The organism is Streptomyces longispororuber, from assembly GCF_024448165.1.
Lineage (GTDB): Bacteria > Actinomycetota > Actinomycetes > Streptomycetales > Streptomycetaceae > Streptomyces > Streptomyces longispororuber_A.
Genome location: NZ_JAMOLN010000008.1, coordinates 43986 through 61319, shown reverse-complemented (window position 1 = coordinate 61319; position 17334 = coordinate 43986). Strand labels below are relative to the sequence as shown.

The window sequence follows — 17334 nt, the reverse complement described above, 5'->3', positions numbered from 1 at the left end:
CGGGACACGGAACGGGCACGACGTCCGAATGTTCTGACAAATTCATTGACGCTGCCGTGGGACCCCGCTACAAACACCTCCAGCCGCACCGGGCGGCCGGAGGAGAGGTGGCTCCACCATGCGCACGACGCGTACAGCCCGCACGGCCGCGGCCCTCGTCGCGGTGATCGCCCTCGCCGTCGGATGCAGTGGCTCGGGCGGCAAGGACTCCGAGGACAAACCGGACGCCTCCGGCGGTGGCGGCGGCCAGGGCGTGAACACACCGCGCCTCAAGATCGCGATGGTGACGCACTCCGGCGAGGGCGACACCTTCTGGGACATCGTGCAGAGCGGCGCCAAGCAGGCGGCGGCCAAGGACAACGTCCAGTTCCTGTACTCCAACGACAAGGAGGCCAAGGGACAGGCGGAGCTGGTCCAGGCGGCGATCGACAAGAAGGTCGACGGGATCGTCGTCACCCTCGCCAAGCCGCAGGCCATGCAGGCGGTCCTCGGCAAGGCGAAGGAGGCCGGCATCCCGGTCGTCTCCATCAACTCCGGCTCCGAGTTCTCGGCGAAGTTCGGCGCGCTCAGTCACATCGGCCAGGAGGAGTCGGTGGCCGGCGAGGCCGTCGGCACCGAGCTGGCGGACCAGGGCAAGAAGAAGGTCCTCTGCGTCATCCACGAGCAGGGCAACGTCTCGCTGGAGCAGCGCTGCGACGGCGTGCGCAAGACGTTCAAGGGCACCGTCGAGAACCTGAACGTGGACGGCACCAACGCCCCCGGCTCCCAGTCCTCCATCGAGGCCAAGCTCCAGGCCGACAAGTCCATCGACGGGATCGTCGCGCTCGGCGCGCCCATCGCGGCGCTCGCCGTGAAGGCGAAGGACGACGCCGGCAGCAAGGCGGAGATCGCCACGTTCGACCTGAACGCCGAGGTCGTACGGCGGCTGAAGGCCAAGGAGGTGGCCTTCGCCGTGGACCAGCAGCCGTATCTGCAGGGCTATCTGGCCGTCGACGAACTGTGGCTGTACAAGACGAACGCGAACGTCCTCGGCGGCGGAAAGCCCGTCTTCACCGGCCCCGCCCTCGTCACCGAGAAGGACGTGCCGCAGCTGGAGAAGTACACCGCGCGCGGTACCCGGTGAATGGATGCATGATCCCCGTGACCCATACTTGTGCGTTTGGGACCGCAAAGTGGTCCCCAAGGACCGGCAAACGGTCCGCCGTGACCGGCTCGCCGCCGATCCCGGTGAACGACGCAGCAGACCAAGAAGGGCACGGCCTCGTGGCACGGTTTCGGACCTGGGTGAGCATCGCCGTAGCGGGGGCCCTCGGCCTCACGCTGGCCGGGTGCAGCAGCACCGGCGGCAAGCGGGCGGAGGACGCCAGGAAAGCGCAGCAGGCCCAGGGCAAGGCCGCGGTCGACACGCCCCGCTGGACGGTCTCCATGATCACCCACTCGGGCGACGGCGACACCTTCTGGGACATCGTCCAGAGCGGCGCCAAGCAGGCGGCGGTCAAGGACAACATCAACTTCCTCTACTCGCACAGCGACGAGGCCCAGCAGCAGGCGCAGCTCGTGGACGCCGCCATCGACAAGAAGGTCGACGGCATCATCGTCACGCTCGCCAAGCCGGACGCCATGAAGGCGGCCGTGGCCCGCGCCGAGAAGGCCGGGATCCCGGTCATCACGGTGAACTCGGGCTCCGAGGAGTCCAAGAAGTTCGGCGCGCTCGCGCACATCGGCCAGGACGAGACGATCGCCGGTGAGGCCGTCGGCGACGAGCTCAACAAGCGCGGCAAGAAGAAGGCCCTCTGCGTCCTGCACGAGCAGGGCAACGTCGGGCACGAGCAGCGCTGCGCCGGTGCGAAGTCGACGTTCGACGGCACGATGACGAACCTCTACGTCGAGGGCACCAACATGCCCGACGTGCAGTCCTCCATCGAGGCCAAGCTGCAGTCCGACAAGTCCATCGACGCCGTCGTCACGCTGGGCGCGCCGTTCGCCGCCACCGCCGTGAAGGCGAAGCAGGACGCGGGCAGCAAGGCCGAGATCGAGACGTTCGACCTGAACGAGAAGGTCGCCCAGGGCCTCCAGGACGACAGCCTCGGCTTCGCCGTCGACCAGCAGCCCTACCTCCAGGGCTACGAGGCCGTGGACCTGCTCTGGCTCTACAAGTACAACGCCAACGTGCTCGGCGGCGGCAAGCCGGTCCTCACCGGACCGCAGATCGTCACCAAGGAACAGGCCGCCGAGCTGGAGGAATACGCGAAGCGGGGGACACGATGACCACGACGGTGCCCGAGAAGCACCCGGGAAGCGGGCCGCCCGGGCCGCAGCCCGACGAACGGCTCGTGCGGAGCTCGCCCTGGAAGAAGCTGCTCGGCCGCCCCGAGCTCGGTTCGGTGGTCGGCGCGATCGCCGTCTTCCTCTTCTTCTCGATCATCGCGGACAGCTTCCTCCAGGCGTCCAGCCTGGCGACCGTGCTGTACGCGTCGTCGACCCTCGGCATCATGGCCGTCCCGGTCGCGCTGCTGATGATCGGCGGCGAGTTCGACCTGTCGGCGGGCGTCCTGGTGACGTCGTCGGCGCTGGTCTCCTCGATGTTCAGCTACCAGATGACGGCGAACACCTGGGTGGGCGTCGGCGTCTCGCTCCTGGTCACCCTCGCCATCGGCGTCTTCAACGGCGTCATGCTGACCCGCACCAAGCTCCCCAGCTTCATCATCACGCTGGGCACGTTCCTGATGCTCACCGGCATGAACCTGGGCTTCACCAAGCTGATCAGCGGCACGGTGTCGACCAAGTCGATCGCCGACATGGAGGGCTTCTCCTCGGCCAAGGACGTCTTCGCCTCGACGTTCACCATCGGCGGCGTCGACTTCAAGATCACGATCATCTGGTGGCTCGCCCTGGTCCTGGTCGCGACCTGGATCCTGCTGCGCACCCGCGTCGGCAACTGGATCTTCGCGGTCGGCGGCGACGTGGACGCGGCCCGCGCCGTGGGCGTCCCGGTCAACAAGACGAAGATCGGCCTCTACATGGGCGTCGCCTTCGGCGCCTGGATCTCCGGCCAGCACCTGCTCTTCTCGTACGACGTCGTGCAGTCCGGCGAGGGCGTCGGCAATGAGCTGATCTACATCGTCGCGGCCGTCATCGGCGGCTGTCTGATCACCGGCGGCTACGGCTCCGCGGTCGGCGCCGCCATCGGCGCCCTGATCTTCGGCATGACCAGCAAGGGCATCGTGTTCGCCGAGTGGAACTCCGACTGGTTCAAGTTCTTCCTCGGAGCGATGCTGCTCCTCGCGACCCTGCTCAACGCGTGGGTCCGCAAGCGCGCGGAGGCGAGCAAATGACGGAAGACCGCGCTCCCCTCGTGGAGCTCGACGGCGTCAGCAAGTACTACGGGAACATCCGCGCCCTGGAGGACGTGTCGCTCGTCGTGAACGCGGGCGAGATCTCCTGCGTGCTCGGCGACAACGGTGCCGGCAAGTCGACCCTGATCAAGATCATCGCGGGTCTGCACCAGCACGACGCGGGCTCCTTCCGGATCGAGGGCGAGGAGACGAAGCTCTCCAACCCCCGGCAGGCCCTGGACCTCGGCATCGCCACGGTCTACCAGGACCTCGCCGTCGTCCCGCTCATGCCGGTGTGGCGCAACTTCTTCCTCGGCTCCGAGCCGACGAAGGGCAAGGGCCCCTTCCGGCGCATGGACGTCGACCTGATGCGCCGCACGACCCGCACGGAGCTGCTCCGCATGGGCATCGACCTGCGCGACGTCGACCAGCCCATCGGCACGCTGTCCGGTGGTGAGCGCCAGTGCGTGGCGATCGCCCGGGCCGTCTACTTCGGCGCGAAGGTCCTCGTCCTGGACGAGCCGACCGCGGCGCTCGGCGTCAAGCAGTCGGGCGTCGTCCTCAAGTACGTGGCGGCCGCGCGTGACGCGGGTCTCGGCGTGGTCCTCATCACGCACAACCCGCACCACGCGTACCTCGTCGGCGACCGGTTCGTGCTGCTCAAGCGCGGCGCGATGTTCGGCAGCCACGCGCGCGAGGAGATCACCCTCGACGAGCTCACCCGGCAGATGGCGGGCGGCTCCGAACTGGACGACCTCCGGCACGAGCTGGAACGGGCACCGGTGCCCACGCATCTGGGCGGCCACACGCCCGACGGCACCGAGAAGTAGCGCCCCGCCCGACGCGCCGGCCCGTCCGCCGGGTCCTGCGCGTGGGCGGGTGCGGGCCGTCCGCGGTTGCTCGCGCAGTTCCCCGCGCACCCGCACCCGCCCACGAAACACCCGCCGCCCCGCCCCTGGGGCGCGAAACCCGGCATGCGGCGGAGCCGTTGCGTGAGGCAGAATCGCCGCAATGAGCACCTACCGCGACCTCGCACACCGTGGCAGCGCACGGGCCACCGTCCTGCGGACGGTCGGCACCAGGGAACGCCGCTCGCACCTGACCGCCCCCCGCGTCCCGACGGTCGGCATCGACATCGGCGGCACGAAGGTGATGGCGGGCGTCGTCGACGCGGACGGCACCATCCTGGAGACGCTCCGCACGGAGACCCCGGACAAGTCGAAGAGCCCGAAGGTCGTCGAGGACACGATCTGCGAGCTGGTCCTCGACCTGTCCGACCGGCACGACGTGCACGCGGTCGGCATCGGCGCGGCGGGCTGGGTCGACGCGGACCGCAACCGCGTCCTGTTCGCCCCCCACCTGTCCTGGCGCAACGAACCGCTCCGCGACCGCCTCGCGGGCCGCCTCGCGGTTCCGGTGCTCGTCGACAACGACGCGAACACGGCCGCCTGGGCGGAGTGGCGGTTCGGCGCGGGCCGTGGCGAGGACCACCTGGTCATGATCACGCTGGGCACCGGCATCGGCGGCGCGATCCTGGAGGACGGCCAGGTCAAGCGAGGGAAGTACGGCGTCGCCGGCGAGTTCGGCCATATGCAGGTCGTCCCCGGCGGACACCGCTGCCCGTGCGGCAACCGCGGCTGCTGGGAGCAGTACAGCTCGGGCAACGCGCTGGTCCGCGAGGCCCGTGAGCTGGCCGCGGCCGACTCCCCGGTCGCGTACAACATCATCGACCGGGTCAAGGGCAACATCCCCGACATCACCGGCCCCCTCATCACGGAGCTGGCCCGCGAGGGCGACGCCATGTGCGTCGAGCTGCTCCAGGACATCGGCCAGTGGCTCGGCGTCGGCATCGCCAACCTCGCCGCCGCCCTCGACCCGTCCTGCTTCGTCATCGGCGGCGGTGTGAGCGCCGCCGACGACCTGCTCATCGCCCCCGCCAGGGACGCCTTCAAGCGCCAGCTGACCGGCCGCGGCTACCGCCCCGAGGCCCGGATCGCCCGCGCCCAGCTCGGCCCGGAGGCCGGCATGGTCGGCGCCGCGGACCTGGCCCGCCTGGTCGCCCGCCGCTTCCGCCGCGCCAAGCGCCGCCGCGTGGAGCGCTACGAGCGATACGAGCGCTACACCCGTACCCGCAGCGGTGCCGAAGGCTAGGGCCGGGAACAGCGACAGGAAATGCCCACCATGACGACCGTGCCCCGCCAGCCCTCGTCCCCCGACGACGAGGAGTCGCGCCGGGCCGAGGCCCGCCGCCGCGTGATCCGCCGCCGTGCCCTCACGCTCCTGACCATCGTGCTGCTCATCGGCATCCCCGCCGGATACCTGGTGATCTCCGCCGACCAGAGCCGCAACAGCGGCAAGGACAAGGAGGCCAAGTACTCCGCGACCGGCCTCACCATCGGCTGGCCGTCCAAGGTGCAGCGCCGGCTCTACGAGATCCCGATCCCGGCCCACTCGCGCAACGTCGCCTACTACGAGACGAACAACTACAAGGTCAGCCGCCTGTACGCGCAGTTCCTCACCAGCGACAAGGGCCTCGACTCGTTCCTGGAGAAGATCGACAGCGACGCCTCCGACCTGAAGAGGAACGCCCTCCCGATCAGCGACCGCGACCGGTCCGTGGCGGGCTGGAACTTCTCGGGCCCCGGCCCCTGGTACGGCCTGACCCACGACCAGCCCGACCCGAAGCCGACGCAGAGCATCGTCGTGAACCGCTCGAACCCGGACCACCCGATGGTCTACGTCGTCTCCACCACGGAACCCTGACCGAACCCGACGGCGCCGGGGCACAATGCGTCCCGTGCTGCATGTGAGAGTGATCAGTCCGGCCGACCGCACCGACGACGTCCTGCGCATCACGGGGCAGTCCGTGGGCGTCGTCAACGTCGTGCGCTTCCTGGGCGCCGCCACCGCACCGCCCGGCGACGTGGTGGAGTTCGACGTCGCCAGGGAGGCCGCCAACCAAGTACTGGGCGACCTGGGGGAGTTGGGCCTCAAGGACACCGGCGCCATCACGGTGGAACAGATCGACCTGTCGATCTCCACCGCCGCCGAGCGGGCCGAGGAGGCCGCTCCCGGCGACCCGGCCGACGCGGTCGTCTGGGCCGAACTGGCCGCACGCGTGACCGCCGACACCCGGATGACGTGGTCCTATCTCGCCTTCCTCGCGCTGGCGACGCAGATCGCCGCCATCGGCGTACTCCTCGACCAGCCGATCCTGATCGTCGGCGCGATGGTGCTGGGACCGGAGTTCGGCCCGGTGGCCGCCGTCTGCTTCGGGATCGTGCACCGGCGGCCTCGCTTCGTCGGCACCGCCGTGTGGTCGCTGGTCGCGGGCTTCGCCGTCGCCATGGCCGTGACGGCCGCCTGCGCCGCCGTCAGCCGGGGTCTGGGCTGGATCACCCCGGAGATGCTCGACGACCGGCCGCTGACGGACTTCATCATCCATCCCGACCGGTGGTCGTTCATCGTGGCGGTCCTCGCCGGGATCGCCGGAATCCTGGCGCTGACCGCGGGCAAGTCGTCCTCGCTCGTCGGGGTCTTCATCTCGGTCACCACGGTCCCGGCGGCGGGCAACATCGCGGTCGCCGTGCCGCTCGCCCACTGGGAGGAGGTCAGCGCCTCCTTCACCCAACTCGGCGTGAACCTGGCCGGCATGCTCGTCGCCGGCATCGGCACGCTGCTCCTGCAACGCGTCCTGTGGGCCCGCTTCGGCCACCGGGACCGGTCGGTGAGGCTGATGTGAACACACCTTCACGCGAGCGGAACCAACCTGGCCGGACCTCTCCACACCTGTGACCCGCTGTCGTTTCCCGGTCCGCCGTATGGCAGCGTGGGCGCGTGAGCACGACGACGAACAAGCCTCTGGAGTACGGCCTCGACGGGCCCGACGACGCGCCGGTCCTGGTCCTGGGACCGTCCCTCGGTACGACCCGTCACATGTGGGACCGGCAGATCGCCGAGCTGGCCCGGCAGTGGCGGGTGTTCCGCTTCGACCTGCCCGGGCACGGCGGCGCGGGCGCCCACCCGGCCGGTTCCGTCGCGGAGCTCGCGGACCGGCTGCTCGCGACCCTCGACGAGGCGGGCGTGCAGCGGTTCGGGTACGCGGGCTGCTCGCTCGGCGGCGCGCTCGGCGCGGAGCTGGCGCTGCGCCACCCCGAGCGCGTCGCGTCCCTGGCCCTGATCGCGGCCTCGCCCCGGTTCGGCACGGCCGATGAGTTCCGCCAGCGCGGCGTCATCGTGCGCAGCAACGGCCTCGACCCCATCGCCCGTACGTCGCCCGAGCGCTGGTTCACGTCCGGCTTCGCGGCGGCACAGCCCGCCATCACGGACTGGGCCGTGCAGATGGTGCGCACCACCGACCCGGGCTGCTACATCGCCGCCTGCGAGGCGCTCGCCGCCTTCGACATCCGCGCGGAGCTCGGCAGCATCGGGGTCCCGACGCTGGTCCTGGTCGGCTCCGAGGACCAGGTGACCGGACCCGCCGAGGCCCGCACCCTGGTCGCCGGCATCCCGGACGCCCGCCTCGCGGTGGTGCCCGGCGCCTCGCACCTGGCGCCGGTCGAGCAGCCCGCGGCCGTCACCGACCTCCTCGTACGGCACTTCTCCACGGCCTGGCTGCCCGCCTACGAGACCGGCCAGCACGCCATCCCGGCGGCCCCGGTCAAGCCGGTCCTCGCGCCGCCGCCCCCGCCCGCCGCCCCCGTCGCCGAGATAGCGGCCGCCGTGCAGCCCGAGGCCGCCGTCCGCCCCGACCCGCACGACGCGGGCCTGAAGGTGCGCCGCGAGGTCCTCGGCGACGCGCACGTGGACCGGGCCCTGGCCGCGGCCGACGCGTTCTCCGGCGACTTCCAGGAGCTCATCACCCGCTACGCGTGGGGCGAGGTCTGGAACCGGCCGGGCCTGGACCGCCGGATGCGCTCGTCCGTGACGCTCACGGCCCTCGTCGCGGGCGGTCACCTGGACGAACTGGCCTTCCACACCCGCGCCGCCCTGCGCAACGGCCTGACCGCCGACGAGATCAAGGAGATCCTGCTCCAGACAGCGGTCTACTGCGGTGTGCCCGCGGCGAACTCCGCGTTCAAGGTGGCCCAGCAGGTCATCCGCGAGGAGACGACACCGCAGGAGTGAGCGCAGGATGGGAGGCATGAAGCTCACGAAGAAGACCCATGCCTGCGTCCGTCTGGAGAAGGACGGACAGACGCTCGTCATCGACCCGGGCGGCTTCTCCGAGGAGGACGCCGCCCTCGGCGCCGACGCGATCCTCGTGACGCACGAGCACCCGGACCACTTCGACGAGAACCGGCTGCGCGCCGGGATGGAGGCCACCCCCGGCGCGCACATCTGGACCCTGGCGTCGGTCGCGGGGAAGATCTCGACGGCGTTCCCCGGCCGCGTCCACACGGTCGGCCACGGCGACACGTTCACGGCCGCGGGCTTCGACGTCCAGGTCCACGGCGAACTGCACGCCGTCATCCACCCCGACATCCCGCGCATCACGAACGTCGGCTACCTCGTCGACGGCGGCACCGTCTTCCACCCCGGCGACGCCCTCACCGTCCCCGACCAGCCGGTCGAGACGCTGATGCTGCCCGTCATGGCGCCCTGGAACAAGATCTCCGAGGTCATCGACTACGTGCGCGAGGTCAAGCCGCGCCGCGCCTACGACATCCACGACGCGCTCCTGACCGACCTCGCGCGCCCGATCTACGACAACCAGATCGGCGCGCTCGGCGGCACGGAGCACCTGCGGCTGACGCCGGGCGACGCGGCCCGGATCTGACTCCGGCCGGTCAGCCGAGGAGCCGCAGCACGTCCTCGGTCGAACCGAGCTCGGCGATCCGCGGGAAGATCTTGCCGAAGGTGTGCTCGTGCGACGCGGCGTCCGTGTCGGTCGTCGCGTCGTCGACCACCACCAGGTGGTAGCTCAGCTCGAACGCGGAGCGCGCGGTCGACTCGACGCCGATCGACGTCGAGATGCCGCCGAGCACGATCTGGGTGACCCCGCGCCGGCGCAGCTGGAGGTCCAGCTCGGTGCCCGTGAACGCGCCCCAGTGCCGCTTGGTGATCACGATGTCGTCGCCGAGCGGCCCGAGCTCGTCGGGGAACGCGGCGAACTCGGCGGGCGGCGCCTGCGTGAGCCCCGGCGCGGCGGACCGGCTCACCGGCAGGTCACCGCCGTCCGGCGACCAGGCGACGCGCACCCGCACCACCGGCAGGCCCTTGGCGCGGAAGGCGTCGGCGAGCCGCACGGCGTTCTTCAGGACGCCGTCGGAGGGGTGCACGGTCGGCAGGCCGAGGATGCCGTTCTGGAGGTCGATGAGGACGAGCGCGGGGCGCTCGTCGAGGGAGAGGGGGCTCTTGGTGCTCATGTTCGGCAGGCTACCTGCCTAACAGGAAAACTTGCAAGGTTGCCTGTCTATCCCGGCGATGCCGGACGGGCTCGTTGTCACACCCGCCCGGTAGGTTGTGAGGCATGCGCATTGCTACCTGGAACGTGAACTCGATCACCGCGCGCCTGCCGCGCCTCCTTGCCTGGCTGGAGACCAGCGGCACGGACGTGCTGTGCATCCAGGAGACCAAGTGCTCGGCCGAGCAGTTCCCCGCGGACGAGCTGCGGGAGCTGGGCTACGAGTCGGCGGTGAACGCGAACGGCAGGTGGAACGGGGTGGCGCTGCTCTCCCGCGTCGGCCTGGAGGACGTCGTCAAGGGCCTGCCAGGCGACCCCGGCTACGACGGCGCCGAGGAGCCCCGCGCGGTCTCCGCGACCTGCGGCCCGGTCCGCGTCTGGTCGGTCTACGTGCCGAACGGCCGGGAGGTCGACCACCCGCACTACGCGTACAAGCTGCAGTGGTTCGAGGCCCTGAAGGCGGCGGTCGCGGGCGACGCGGCGGGCTCGCGCCCGTTCGCGGTGATGGGTGACTACAACGTGGCGCCGACGGACGACGACGTCTGGGACATCTCCGTCTTCGACGGCGCCACGCACGTCACGCCGGCCGAGCGGGCCGCGCTCGCCGCGCTGCGCGAGGCGGGCCTGTCCGACGTGGTCCCGCGCCCCCTCAAGTACGACCACCCCTTCACGTACTGGGACTACCGCGCCCTCGGCTTCCCGAAGAACAAGGGCATGCGCATCGACCTGGTCTACGGGAACGCCGCGTTCGCCGGTGCCGTGAAGGACTCCTACGTCGACCGCGAGGAACGCAAGGGCAAGGGCGCGTCGGACCACGCCCCCGTCGTGGTGGATCTGGACGTGTAGCGCGACCGCGGGTGCGTAGGGGCGCGGGGAACTGCGCGAGAAGCCCCACGCACCCGCAGCGGTCATCGGCGGCCCGGAGCTACGGCGCGAGCATCCTCAGGTCGACCGAGTCGGCCAGTGCCTTCAGGCCCGCATCCCCGGGATGCAGATGGTCGCCGCTGTCGAACTCGGCCCGTATCCGGGCCGGATGCGCCGGATCCCGCACGACGGCGTCGAAGTCCAGCACCCCGTCGAACCCCGAACCGGCCGTCCGCAGCCACGAGTTGACCGCGATCCGCTGCACATCGGCCGCGGCCGTGCACAGGGACTCCCCCTCGCACGGAGTGATCGTCGCCCCGATCACCTTCAGCCCCCGCTCATGCGCCCGCGCCGCGACCTCCCGGAGCCCGGCCACGACCTGCTCCGCGGACGCGCCCCACCGCACGTCGTTGACCCCCATGAACACCACGACCGTCCGGGCCGACGTCTGCGCGAGCACGTCACGGTCGAGCCGGTGCAGCGCGCTCACCCCACCCGTGTCGGTGGAGATGCCGTCGCCCGGGTACCGGTCCGCGACGACCCGGTTCGCGGAGATGCCCTGGTTCAGCACGCCGTACCGCGGCACCTCCGACTGGCCGAGCAGCCGCGTCGACAGCACGTTCGGCCACCGGTGGTTCGCGTCCTGCGTCGACTTCACGCCGTCCGTGATGGAGTCGCCGAGCAGCACCACGGAGCCCGGCCCGCCGCCGACGTCGACGCCCGTGAGGAGCGGCCAGTACGAGATGGTCGACGTGTACGCCGTGCCGGCCGCCTCCGCCGCGTGGTCGCCGGGCGTGCTGACGTACGACCGCTGGATGGCCTGGCTGTGCACGGGCGCCGCGGCCACCGGCTCCGGCAGGTGGAAGCTCACCAGGAGGTTCGCGTCCGCCGGCACGTCGAAGCCGACCGGGTCGCTCCACGCCTGGGTGCCCGCCGGCAGCAGCGCCCCGGCCCCGCCCCGGAACGTCAGCGGCACCGGCGTGCTCCGCGCCGCGGCCCCCGCCTCCTGCACCGCCACCGACGCGCTGCCGATCCGCACCGGCGTCGAGGCGAAGGTGTTGTCGAGCCGGATCCGCACCCGCGGGCCGCCCGTGCTGGTGTGCACGACGAGCCGCACCGTGCGGTCCGCCCACGGGCCCACCGTTGTGTATCCGGCCGTGGACGCCGACCAGGTGCCCGTCCATCCGGTTGTCGCCGCGCGTACCGAGACGTCGAAGACGTGCAGCGCCCGCCCGTCGCCGGAGGCGTCCGGCAGCTCCACGGACGTGATCTGGCGCCCCTTCCGCACCGGCACGGTGACCGTGTACAGCCGGGTCTTCTCGGTGAGTTGGGCGTCCGGCGTGTTCCGGTGCGGCAGTGCGACCGACTTCGTGGCGAGCGGTCCGGTGCGCCAGTCCGGCGCGGTCAGCGTGTACGAGGAGCGGGAGCCGTCGGCGTACCGGACGGTGCCGGTGCCGGCCCCGTCGCCACCCGTCCCGGCGACCAGGAACGCCAGCGCGTCGCCCCGGCCGGTCACCCGGACCTGCTGCCCGTCCGCCGTCACGTTGTCGGGGCCGCTGCCCGCGGACCTCGGCCACTTCAGGCGGGCGCCGTCAACTCCCAGCGCCCGGCCGGGAGTCCAGCCCGCCGCGGTCAGGTCCTGCGCGGAGAGCGAACCGCCCGCGCCGTCGAAGTCCGCCTCGCCGGGCCGCGCGTCGTCGCTGACGGCCCGGTTGTCGAAGAGCCGCTCCAGCGGGAGCGGCCCGGGTCTGTGCGGGGCGGCCTGGGCTGTCGTGACGGGTGTGAGCCCCGCGCAGACGGCCAGTAGGACGGCTGTTCCCCAGGTGCGTCGGCGCAAGACCGGCTCCCTCCGTGGTGCGGCTGGCGTGACAGGTGCGCCATGAACGTAGGGAGGGGGCGGGAACGCGTCAATGAGGTGCGCCGGAAAGCGGCGTGAACTCGCCGGGAACACAGGCCGCGCGCCTGTGGTGCCTGCGCGGGGCCGGATGCGAGGCTGTCGGTATGAAGATCCCTTTCGTGGGTAATTGGCGGAAGAAGCCGGGAGCGCGGGCCCTCGCGGTGTTCCCGCCCGACGGCGGCGACGCCGAGGGCGTCGCCGAACTCCTCTCCGAATGCGAGCTGTTGCGGGCCCAGGCGGAGCAGGAGGGCGTCGAACTCGACGACTCCGTCGGCTCGTTGGCGGCCCTCGACCAACTGGTGCCGCGCTGGCGCGAGGACGAGGAGACGCTGCACTGGCTCGGCAACGACGCGGGCCTCTACCTCGGCACGATCCTGGTCCACCAGGTGCCCGGCGCCGCCTGGGTGATCCGGCCCGACGGCCAGCCCGTGGTGTGTCTCGCCTCGGGCCGGGAGATCGACGTCGTCGAGGTGGGGCACGAGTGGGCGGCGAGCGGAGCGCCCGAACTCTCCCAGTTCTACGCGGAGGCCAGCGAATCGTAGACCCGGGAGGAAGAGCCGAGCGCGTGAAGCGCAGTTGAGCCGCAAATACGGTTAATGGCCATAAGTGCGTGTCGTCCGTTAAGTCCCATATCGGCGTGGATAGTTTGCGCGGACCGACACAGCTGAGAGTGGGCAGGTACTGCCATGGCCGTCGATCCGTTGATCGAGCTGCGTGACGTGAACAAGTACTACGGGGAGCTGCATGTCCTCCAGGACATCGACCTCACCGTCGGCAAGGGGGAGGTGGTGGTGGTCATCGGCCCTTCGGGGTCGGGCAAATCGACGCTCTGCCGGACGATCAACCGGCTGGAGACGATCCAGTCGGGGACCATCCGGCTCGACGGACAGCCGCTGCCCGAGGAGGGCAAGGCGCTCGCGCAGCTGAGGGCCGAAGTGGGCATGGTCTTCCAGTCCTTCAACCTCTTCGCGCACAAGACGGTCCTGCAGAACGTCTCGCTGGCCCAGGTGAAGGTCAGGAAGCGCAAGAAGGACGAGGCCGACAAGCGGTCCCGCGAACTCCTCGACCGGGTCGGACTCGCCGCCCACGCCGACAAGTTCCCCGCGCAGATGTCCGGCGGCCAGCAGCAGCGCGTGGCCATCGCCCGCGCCCTCGCCATGGACCCCAAGGCCCTGCTCTTCGACGAGCCGACCTCGGCCCTCGACCCCGAGATGATCAACGAGGTCCTGGAGGTCATGCAGCAACTCGCCCGCGACGGCATGACGATGGTCGTGGTCACCCACGAGATGGGCTTCGCCCGCACCGCCGCCGACCGCGTCGTCTTCATGGCGGACGGGAAGATCGTCGAGGACCGCGCCCCCGAGGACTTCTTCACCCACCCGGAGAGCGAGCGCGCCCGCGACTTCCTCTCCAAGATCCTCAAGCACTGACGGGGGAGTGCAGCACGCATGATCGCCAAGTCGCTACGGCTGCTCGCCGCCCTGCTCGTGACGGCCGTCGCCGCCACCGCCTGCGGCAAGGAAGGCAGCCCGCCGGTCAAGGGCCCGTCGGCCGACGAGCTCCCCAAGTACCAAGTGGCCCAAGGGTTCTCGCTGCCCGACTCGCCCACCTGGAAGAGGGCCGTGAAGCGCGGCCACTTCGTCGTCGGCGCCAAGGAGGACCAGCCCTACCTCGGTGAGAAGAACCCCGCCAACGGCGTCTACTCGGGCTTCGACATCGAGATCGCCAGGATGATCTCCGCCTCGCTCGGTCTCGACCCGAAGAAGATCGCCTTCAAGACGATCGCCTCCGCCAACCGCGAGACCGCCCTGCAGAACGGGCAGATCGACTACTACGTCGGCACGTACACGATCAACGACAACCGCAAGAAGCTCGTCGGATTCGCCGGCCCCTACTTCATGGCCGGCCAGTCGCTGCTCGTGCGCAAGGACGAGGAGGACATCAACGGCCCGCAGGACCTGGCGGGCAAGCGCGTCTGCTCGGCCGCCGGATCGACCCCGTACCAGCGCATCCAGGCCGACTACCCGAAGGCCGAGCTCGTCGCGTACGACACGTACTCGATCTGCGTCGACAACCTCCTGACGTTCCAGGTCGACGCGGTCACCACCGACGACGCGATCCTGCTCGGCTTCGCCGCCAAGGCGCCCGACGAGCTGAAGCTGGCCGGCAAGCCGTTCTCCGAGGAGCCGTACGGCATCGGCGTCCCGCGCAAGGACAACGCGCTCCGGTTCGCCATGAACGACGCCCTGGAGGCTCGCCAGAAGAACGGGGACTGGAAGAAGGCGTTCGAGGCCACGCTCGGACTGTCCGGAGTGCCCGCCCCGACGCCGCCGCCCATCGACCGCTACCCGGCGAGCTGAGGAGCGTCACGTGAACGTCCTGACCGACAACATCTCGACGTACTGGAAGGGCTTCCTCGGTACCGTCGAGCTCACCGTCTACGCCTCGATCCTGGCCCTCGTGCTCGGGTTCGTCATGGCCTCGTTCCGGGTCGCGCCCGTCGGCTCCTTCCGGGCGCTGGGCACCGCCTGGGTCACTGTCCTGCGCAACACCCCGCTGACCCTGCTGTTCTTCGCCGTCCTGCTGGGTCTGCCGCGGTTCGGGCTCGTGCTGCCGTTCACCGTGTTCGCGGTGCTCGCGCTCGGCTGCTACACCTCGGCGTTCATCTGCGAGGCGCTGCGCTCCGGCATCAACACCGTGCCCAAGGGACAGGGCGAGGCGGCCCGCAGCCTCGGCATGACGTTCAGTCAGACGCTGACCACGATCATCCTGCCGCAGGCCTTCCGGTCGGTGATCCCGCCCGTCGGCTCCACCCTCATCGCGCTCGCCAAGAACTCGGCGATCGCGGGCGCGTTCAGCGTCACCGAGCTGCTCGGCACGTACAAGACGCTCAGCGAGCTCGGCTACAACATCATCTGGACGTTCGTCTGGATCGCGCTCGGATACCTCGTGATCACGCTCGCCATCAGCGCGGTCTTCAACATCCTGGAAAAGCGCTGGGGAGTCGCCCGATGAAAGCACTCGACCACAGCGCCACCGCCCTCTACGACATCCCCGGCCCCAGGACCGAGCGCCGCCACAAGCTGTACGGCGCCCTCTCCACGCTGCTCGTGCTCGCGCTCGTCGGCTGGATCGTCTACCTGCTGTTCGACACCGACCAGTTCACGTACACGAAGTGGATGCCCTTCCAGTACAAGGGGATCCAGGAACTGCTGCTGCGCGGCCTCGGCAACACGCTGAAGGCGTTCGCCATCGCGGCCGTGCTCTCCCTCGTCCTCGGCACCCTCCTCGCCGTCGGCCGGCTCTCCGACCACCGGCCCGTGCGCTGGCTCGCGACGCTCTTCGTGGAGTTCTTCCGCGCGATGCCGGTCCTCGTGATGATCTTCTTCATCTACGTGGCCCTGAAGGTGGAGCCGCTGCCCGCGCTCGTCGCCGGCCTGACGCTCTACAACGGCTCCGTGCTCGCCGAGGTGTTCCGCTCCGGCATCAACGCGGTGGAGCGCGGCCAGCGCGAGGCCGCGTACGCGCTCGGGATGCGCAAGACGCAGGTGATGGGGCACGTACTGGTGCCGCAGGCCGTCCGCGCGATGCTGCCCGCCATCATCAGCCAGCTGGTGGTCGCCCTGAAGGACACCTCGCTGGGCTATCTGATCACCTATGAGGAGTTCCTCCACGCCGGGAAGCTCATCGCGTCGAACCTCGACTACGATTTGCCCTTCATCCCTGTGGTGATGGTCATCTCGCCGATCTACATCGGGATGTGCATGTTGCTGTCGTGGTTCGCCCAGTGGGTGGCCAGGCGTCAGCGGCGCAGTCCCAAGACAGAGGCGGCGGATGTCGCGCCTGCCGAACCAGGGACGCTGCTGCCAGGAGTGCAGTAGCCGGAGCATGGGCAGTCCCCGGCCGGCCGCAGTCGGAGATCACTCCCCGCACCCGCGGGAAGAAGGTCAGCTGTGCGCACGACGGACGGGACGCGCCTGCTTGCCGAGGCCGAGCGGGCCCCGGTCGCATTCGTACGCGACGGGGGCACCGCTCTCCTTGGTGTCAGGGGCTACTTGGCCCGGTGCGAGTTCCGCGGGGTGGTCGCCGAGGCCGGGAGCGGCGTCTGGGCGGACTTGGTGACGTCGGCGACCAGCTCGACGACGTCCGGGCCGTACGCCCCGGAGTTGACGACCTTCAGGAGCAGCACGAACGAACTGTTGCCGTGCTTGCGCGCGAGGCGCTCGTGGTGGCGGGCGAGATAGCGGGTGGCGGCCTGGTTGGTGATGGGGAGCTGGCCGCAGAACAGGAAGACGGGTCTCGCCTCCTTGGACTCCCCGGCGGTCAGGCGGGCCAGGATCACGTACTCGGTCCTGCCCGGCTCCAGGCGGTAGCGCTCGGAGCCGATCTGGAAGGCGCCGCGGTCCGGCCCCGGCTCCGGATCCGTGTTCACGCGGATGCCGGGCAGCAGGCTCACCATGTGGGCGGCCATCCGGCGGTTCGAGGCCGGGCCGCCGACGCAGAACTCCGTACGCTCCCCGAAGCCCTGCTGGGCCGTGTCGTGGGCGACGACCTGGGCGTGGGCGCCGCAGTCCTTGATGAGGGCGGAGAGTTCGAGGAGGGCGAAGACGTCATGGCGCTTCACCGTCAGCTCGGCGCCGCCCGCGTCGCGGTTCACCACCAGCAGCGACTCCGAGTTGTCGGGCAGCCCGAAGAAGGCCTGCTTGCGGCGGAGCCTCCGCTTCCACAGGTAGGTGCGGGCGAGCCAGCCCAGCGCGGCGCTGATGCCCGCTGCGATCAGGCCGAGGACGATGTTGCGCACGTCTTCAGTCATGGGGGCGCACTCTAGCCAA

General features: G+C 70.4%; 18 protein-coding genes. 15 read left to right on the top strand and 3 right to left on the bottom strand.

Annotation, left to right across the window (positions count from 1 at the left end; translation table 11 throughout):
• Positions 1 to 118 precede the first annotated feature (118 nt).
• The 9 genes from M4J07_RS04075 (at position 119) to M4J07_RS04035 (ending at position 9114) form a co-directional block, all read left to right on the top strand.
• On the top strand, positions 119 to 1123 hold the full coding sequence (locus tag M4J07_RS04075; RefSeq protein ID WP_255967242.1) for a sugar ABC transporter substrate-binding protein: 1005 nt from the start codon (positions 119 to 121) through the stop codon (positions 1121 to 1123).
• Positions 1124 to 1263: 140 nt separating this feature from the next.
• Positions 1264 to 2268: a sugar ABC transporter substrate-binding protein gene (locus M4J07_RS04070; protein ID WP_255967240.1), complete on the top strand. Its 1005-nt coding sequence runs from the start codon at positions 1264 to 1266 to the stop codon at positions 2266 to 2268.
• Entirely contained in the window at positions 2265 to 3335 is a 1071-nt protein-coding gene (locus M4J07_RS04065) for an ABC transporter permease (RefSeq protein ID WP_255967238.1), read from the top strand. The genes M4J07_RS04070 and M4J07_RS04065 overlap by 4 nt, the downstream gene beginning before the upstream one ends.
• Positions 3332 to 4165, top strand: coding sequence for an ATP-binding cassette domain-containing protein (locus tag M4J07_RS04060; RefSeq protein ID WP_255967236.1), 834 nt, complete (start codon positions 3332 to 3334; stop codon positions 4163 to 4165). The genes M4J07_RS04065 and M4J07_RS04060 overlap by 4 nt, the downstream gene beginning before the upstream one ends.
• Positions 4166 to 4346: 181 nt before the next feature.
• The gene (locus M4J07_RS04055) at positions 4347 to 5486 is read left to right on the top strand and encodes an ROK family glucokinase (protein ID WP_255967234.1); all 1140 of its coding nucleotides are present in this window, start codon (positions 4347 to 4349) and stop codon (positions 5484 to 5486) included.
• 30 nt (positions 5487 to 5516) lie between these two features.
• Positions 5517 to 6098 carry a sugar kinase gene (locus M4J07_RS04050; RefSeq protein WP_255967231.1) on the top strand — a complete coding sequence of 194 codons (582 nt, stop codon included), beginning with the start codon at positions 5517 to 5519 and terminating at the stop codon, positions 6096 to 6098.
• A 34-nt stretch (positions 6099 to 6132) separates the two neighbouring features.
• Positions 6133 to 7077 (top strand): DUF389 domain-containing protein, encoded by a 945-nt coding sequence (locus tag M4J07_RS04045; protein ID WP_255967229.1) that lies wholly within the window; start codon positions 6133 to 6135, stop codon positions 7075 to 7077.
• Between the two features lie 95 nt (positions 7078 to 7172).
• Positions 7173 to 8462: a bifunctional 3-oxoadipate enol-lactonase/4-carboxymuconolactone decarboxylase PcaDC gene (gene pcaDC / locus M4J07_RS04040; protein WP_255967227.1), complete on the top strand. Its 1290-nt coding sequence runs from the start codon at positions 7173 to 7175 to the stop codon at positions 8460 to 8462.
• 16 nt (positions 8463 to 8478) lie between these two features.
• On the top strand, positions 8479 to 9114 hold the full coding sequence (locus M4J07_RS04035) for an MBL fold metallo-hydrolase (RefSeq protein WP_255967225.1): 636 nt from the start codon (positions 8479 to 8481) through the stop codon (positions 9112 to 9114).
• A gap of 10 nt (positions 9115 to 9124) precedes the next feature.
• Here M4J07_RS04035 and M4J07_RS04030 read toward each other — a convergent pair whose 3' ends face one another.
• On the bottom strand, positions 9125 to 9703 hold the full coding sequence (locus M4J07_RS04030; RefSeq protein ID WP_255967223.1) for an isochorismatase family protein: 579 nt from the start codon (positions 9701 to 9703) through the stop codon (positions 9125 to 9127).
• A 104-nt stretch (positions 9704 to 9807) separates the two neighbouring features.
• On the opposite strand from M4J07_RS04030, the gene M4J07_RS04025 reads away from it, so the two are divergent.
• On the top strand, positions 9808 to 10587 hold the full coding sequence (locus M4J07_RS04025; RefSeq protein ID WP_255967221.1) for an exodeoxyribonuclease III: 780 nt from the start codon (positions 9808 to 9810) through the stop codon (positions 10585 to 10587).
• Positions 10588 to 10666: 79 nt separating this feature from the next.
• On the opposite strand, the gene M4J07_RS04020 is transcribed toward M4J07_RS04025, so the two are convergent.
• A complete protein-coding gene (locus M4J07_RS04020) occupies positions 10667 to 12442 on the bottom strand; it encodes an SGNH/GDSL hydrolase family protein (RefSeq protein WP_255967219.1) in 1776 nt (591 codons plus the stop codon).
• A gap of 164 nt (positions 12443 to 12606) precedes the next feature.
• Between M4J07_RS04020 and M4J07_RS04015 the strand changes: the two genes are divergently transcribed.
• From M4J07_RS04015 to M4J07_RS03995, 5 genes are all read left to right on the top strand, one after another.
• A complete protein-coding gene (locus tag M4J07_RS04015; protein ID WP_255967218.1) occupies positions 12607 to 13044 on the top strand; it encodes a DUF6278 family protein in 438 nt (145 codons plus the stop codon).
• Positions 13045 to 13188: 144 nt separating this feature from the next.
• Positions 13189 to 13932: an amino acid ABC transporter ATP-binding protein gene (locus tag M4J07_RS04010; RefSeq protein WP_255967217.1), complete on the top strand. Its 744-nt coding sequence runs from the start codon at positions 13189 to 13191 to the stop codon at positions 13930 to 13932.
• A gap of 18 nt (positions 13933 to 13950) precedes the next feature.
• On the top strand, positions 13951 to 14862 hold the full coding sequence (locus tag M4J07_RS04005; protein WP_255967216.1) for a glutamate ABC transporter substrate-binding protein: 912 nt from the start codon (positions 13951 to 13953) through the stop codon (positions 14860 to 14862).
• 10 nt (positions 14863 to 14872) lie between these two features.
• The gene (locus M4J07_RS04000) at positions 14873 to 15517 is read left to right on the top strand and encodes an amino acid ABC transporter permease (RefSeq protein WP_255967215.1); all 645 of its coding nucleotides are present in this window, start codon (positions 14873 to 14875) and stop codon (positions 15515 to 15517) included.
• On the top strand, positions 15514 to 16383 hold the full coding sequence (locus M4J07_RS03995; protein ID WP_255967214.1) for an amino acid ABC transporter permease: 870 nt from the start codon (positions 15514 to 15516) through the stop codon (positions 16381 to 16383). The genes M4J07_RS04000 and M4J07_RS03995 overlap by 4 nt, the downstream gene beginning before the upstream one ends.
• 170 nt (positions 16384 to 16553) lie before the next feature.
• Here M4J07_RS03995 and M4J07_RS03990 read toward each other — a convergent pair whose 3' ends face one another.
• Positions 16554 to 17315 (bottom strand): hypothetical protein, encoded by a 762-nt coding sequence (locus tag M4J07_RS03990; RefSeq protein WP_255967213.1) that lies wholly within the window; start codon positions 17313 to 17315, stop codon positions 16554 to 16556.
• Between the last annotated feature and the right edge of the window lie 19 nt (positions 17316 to 17334).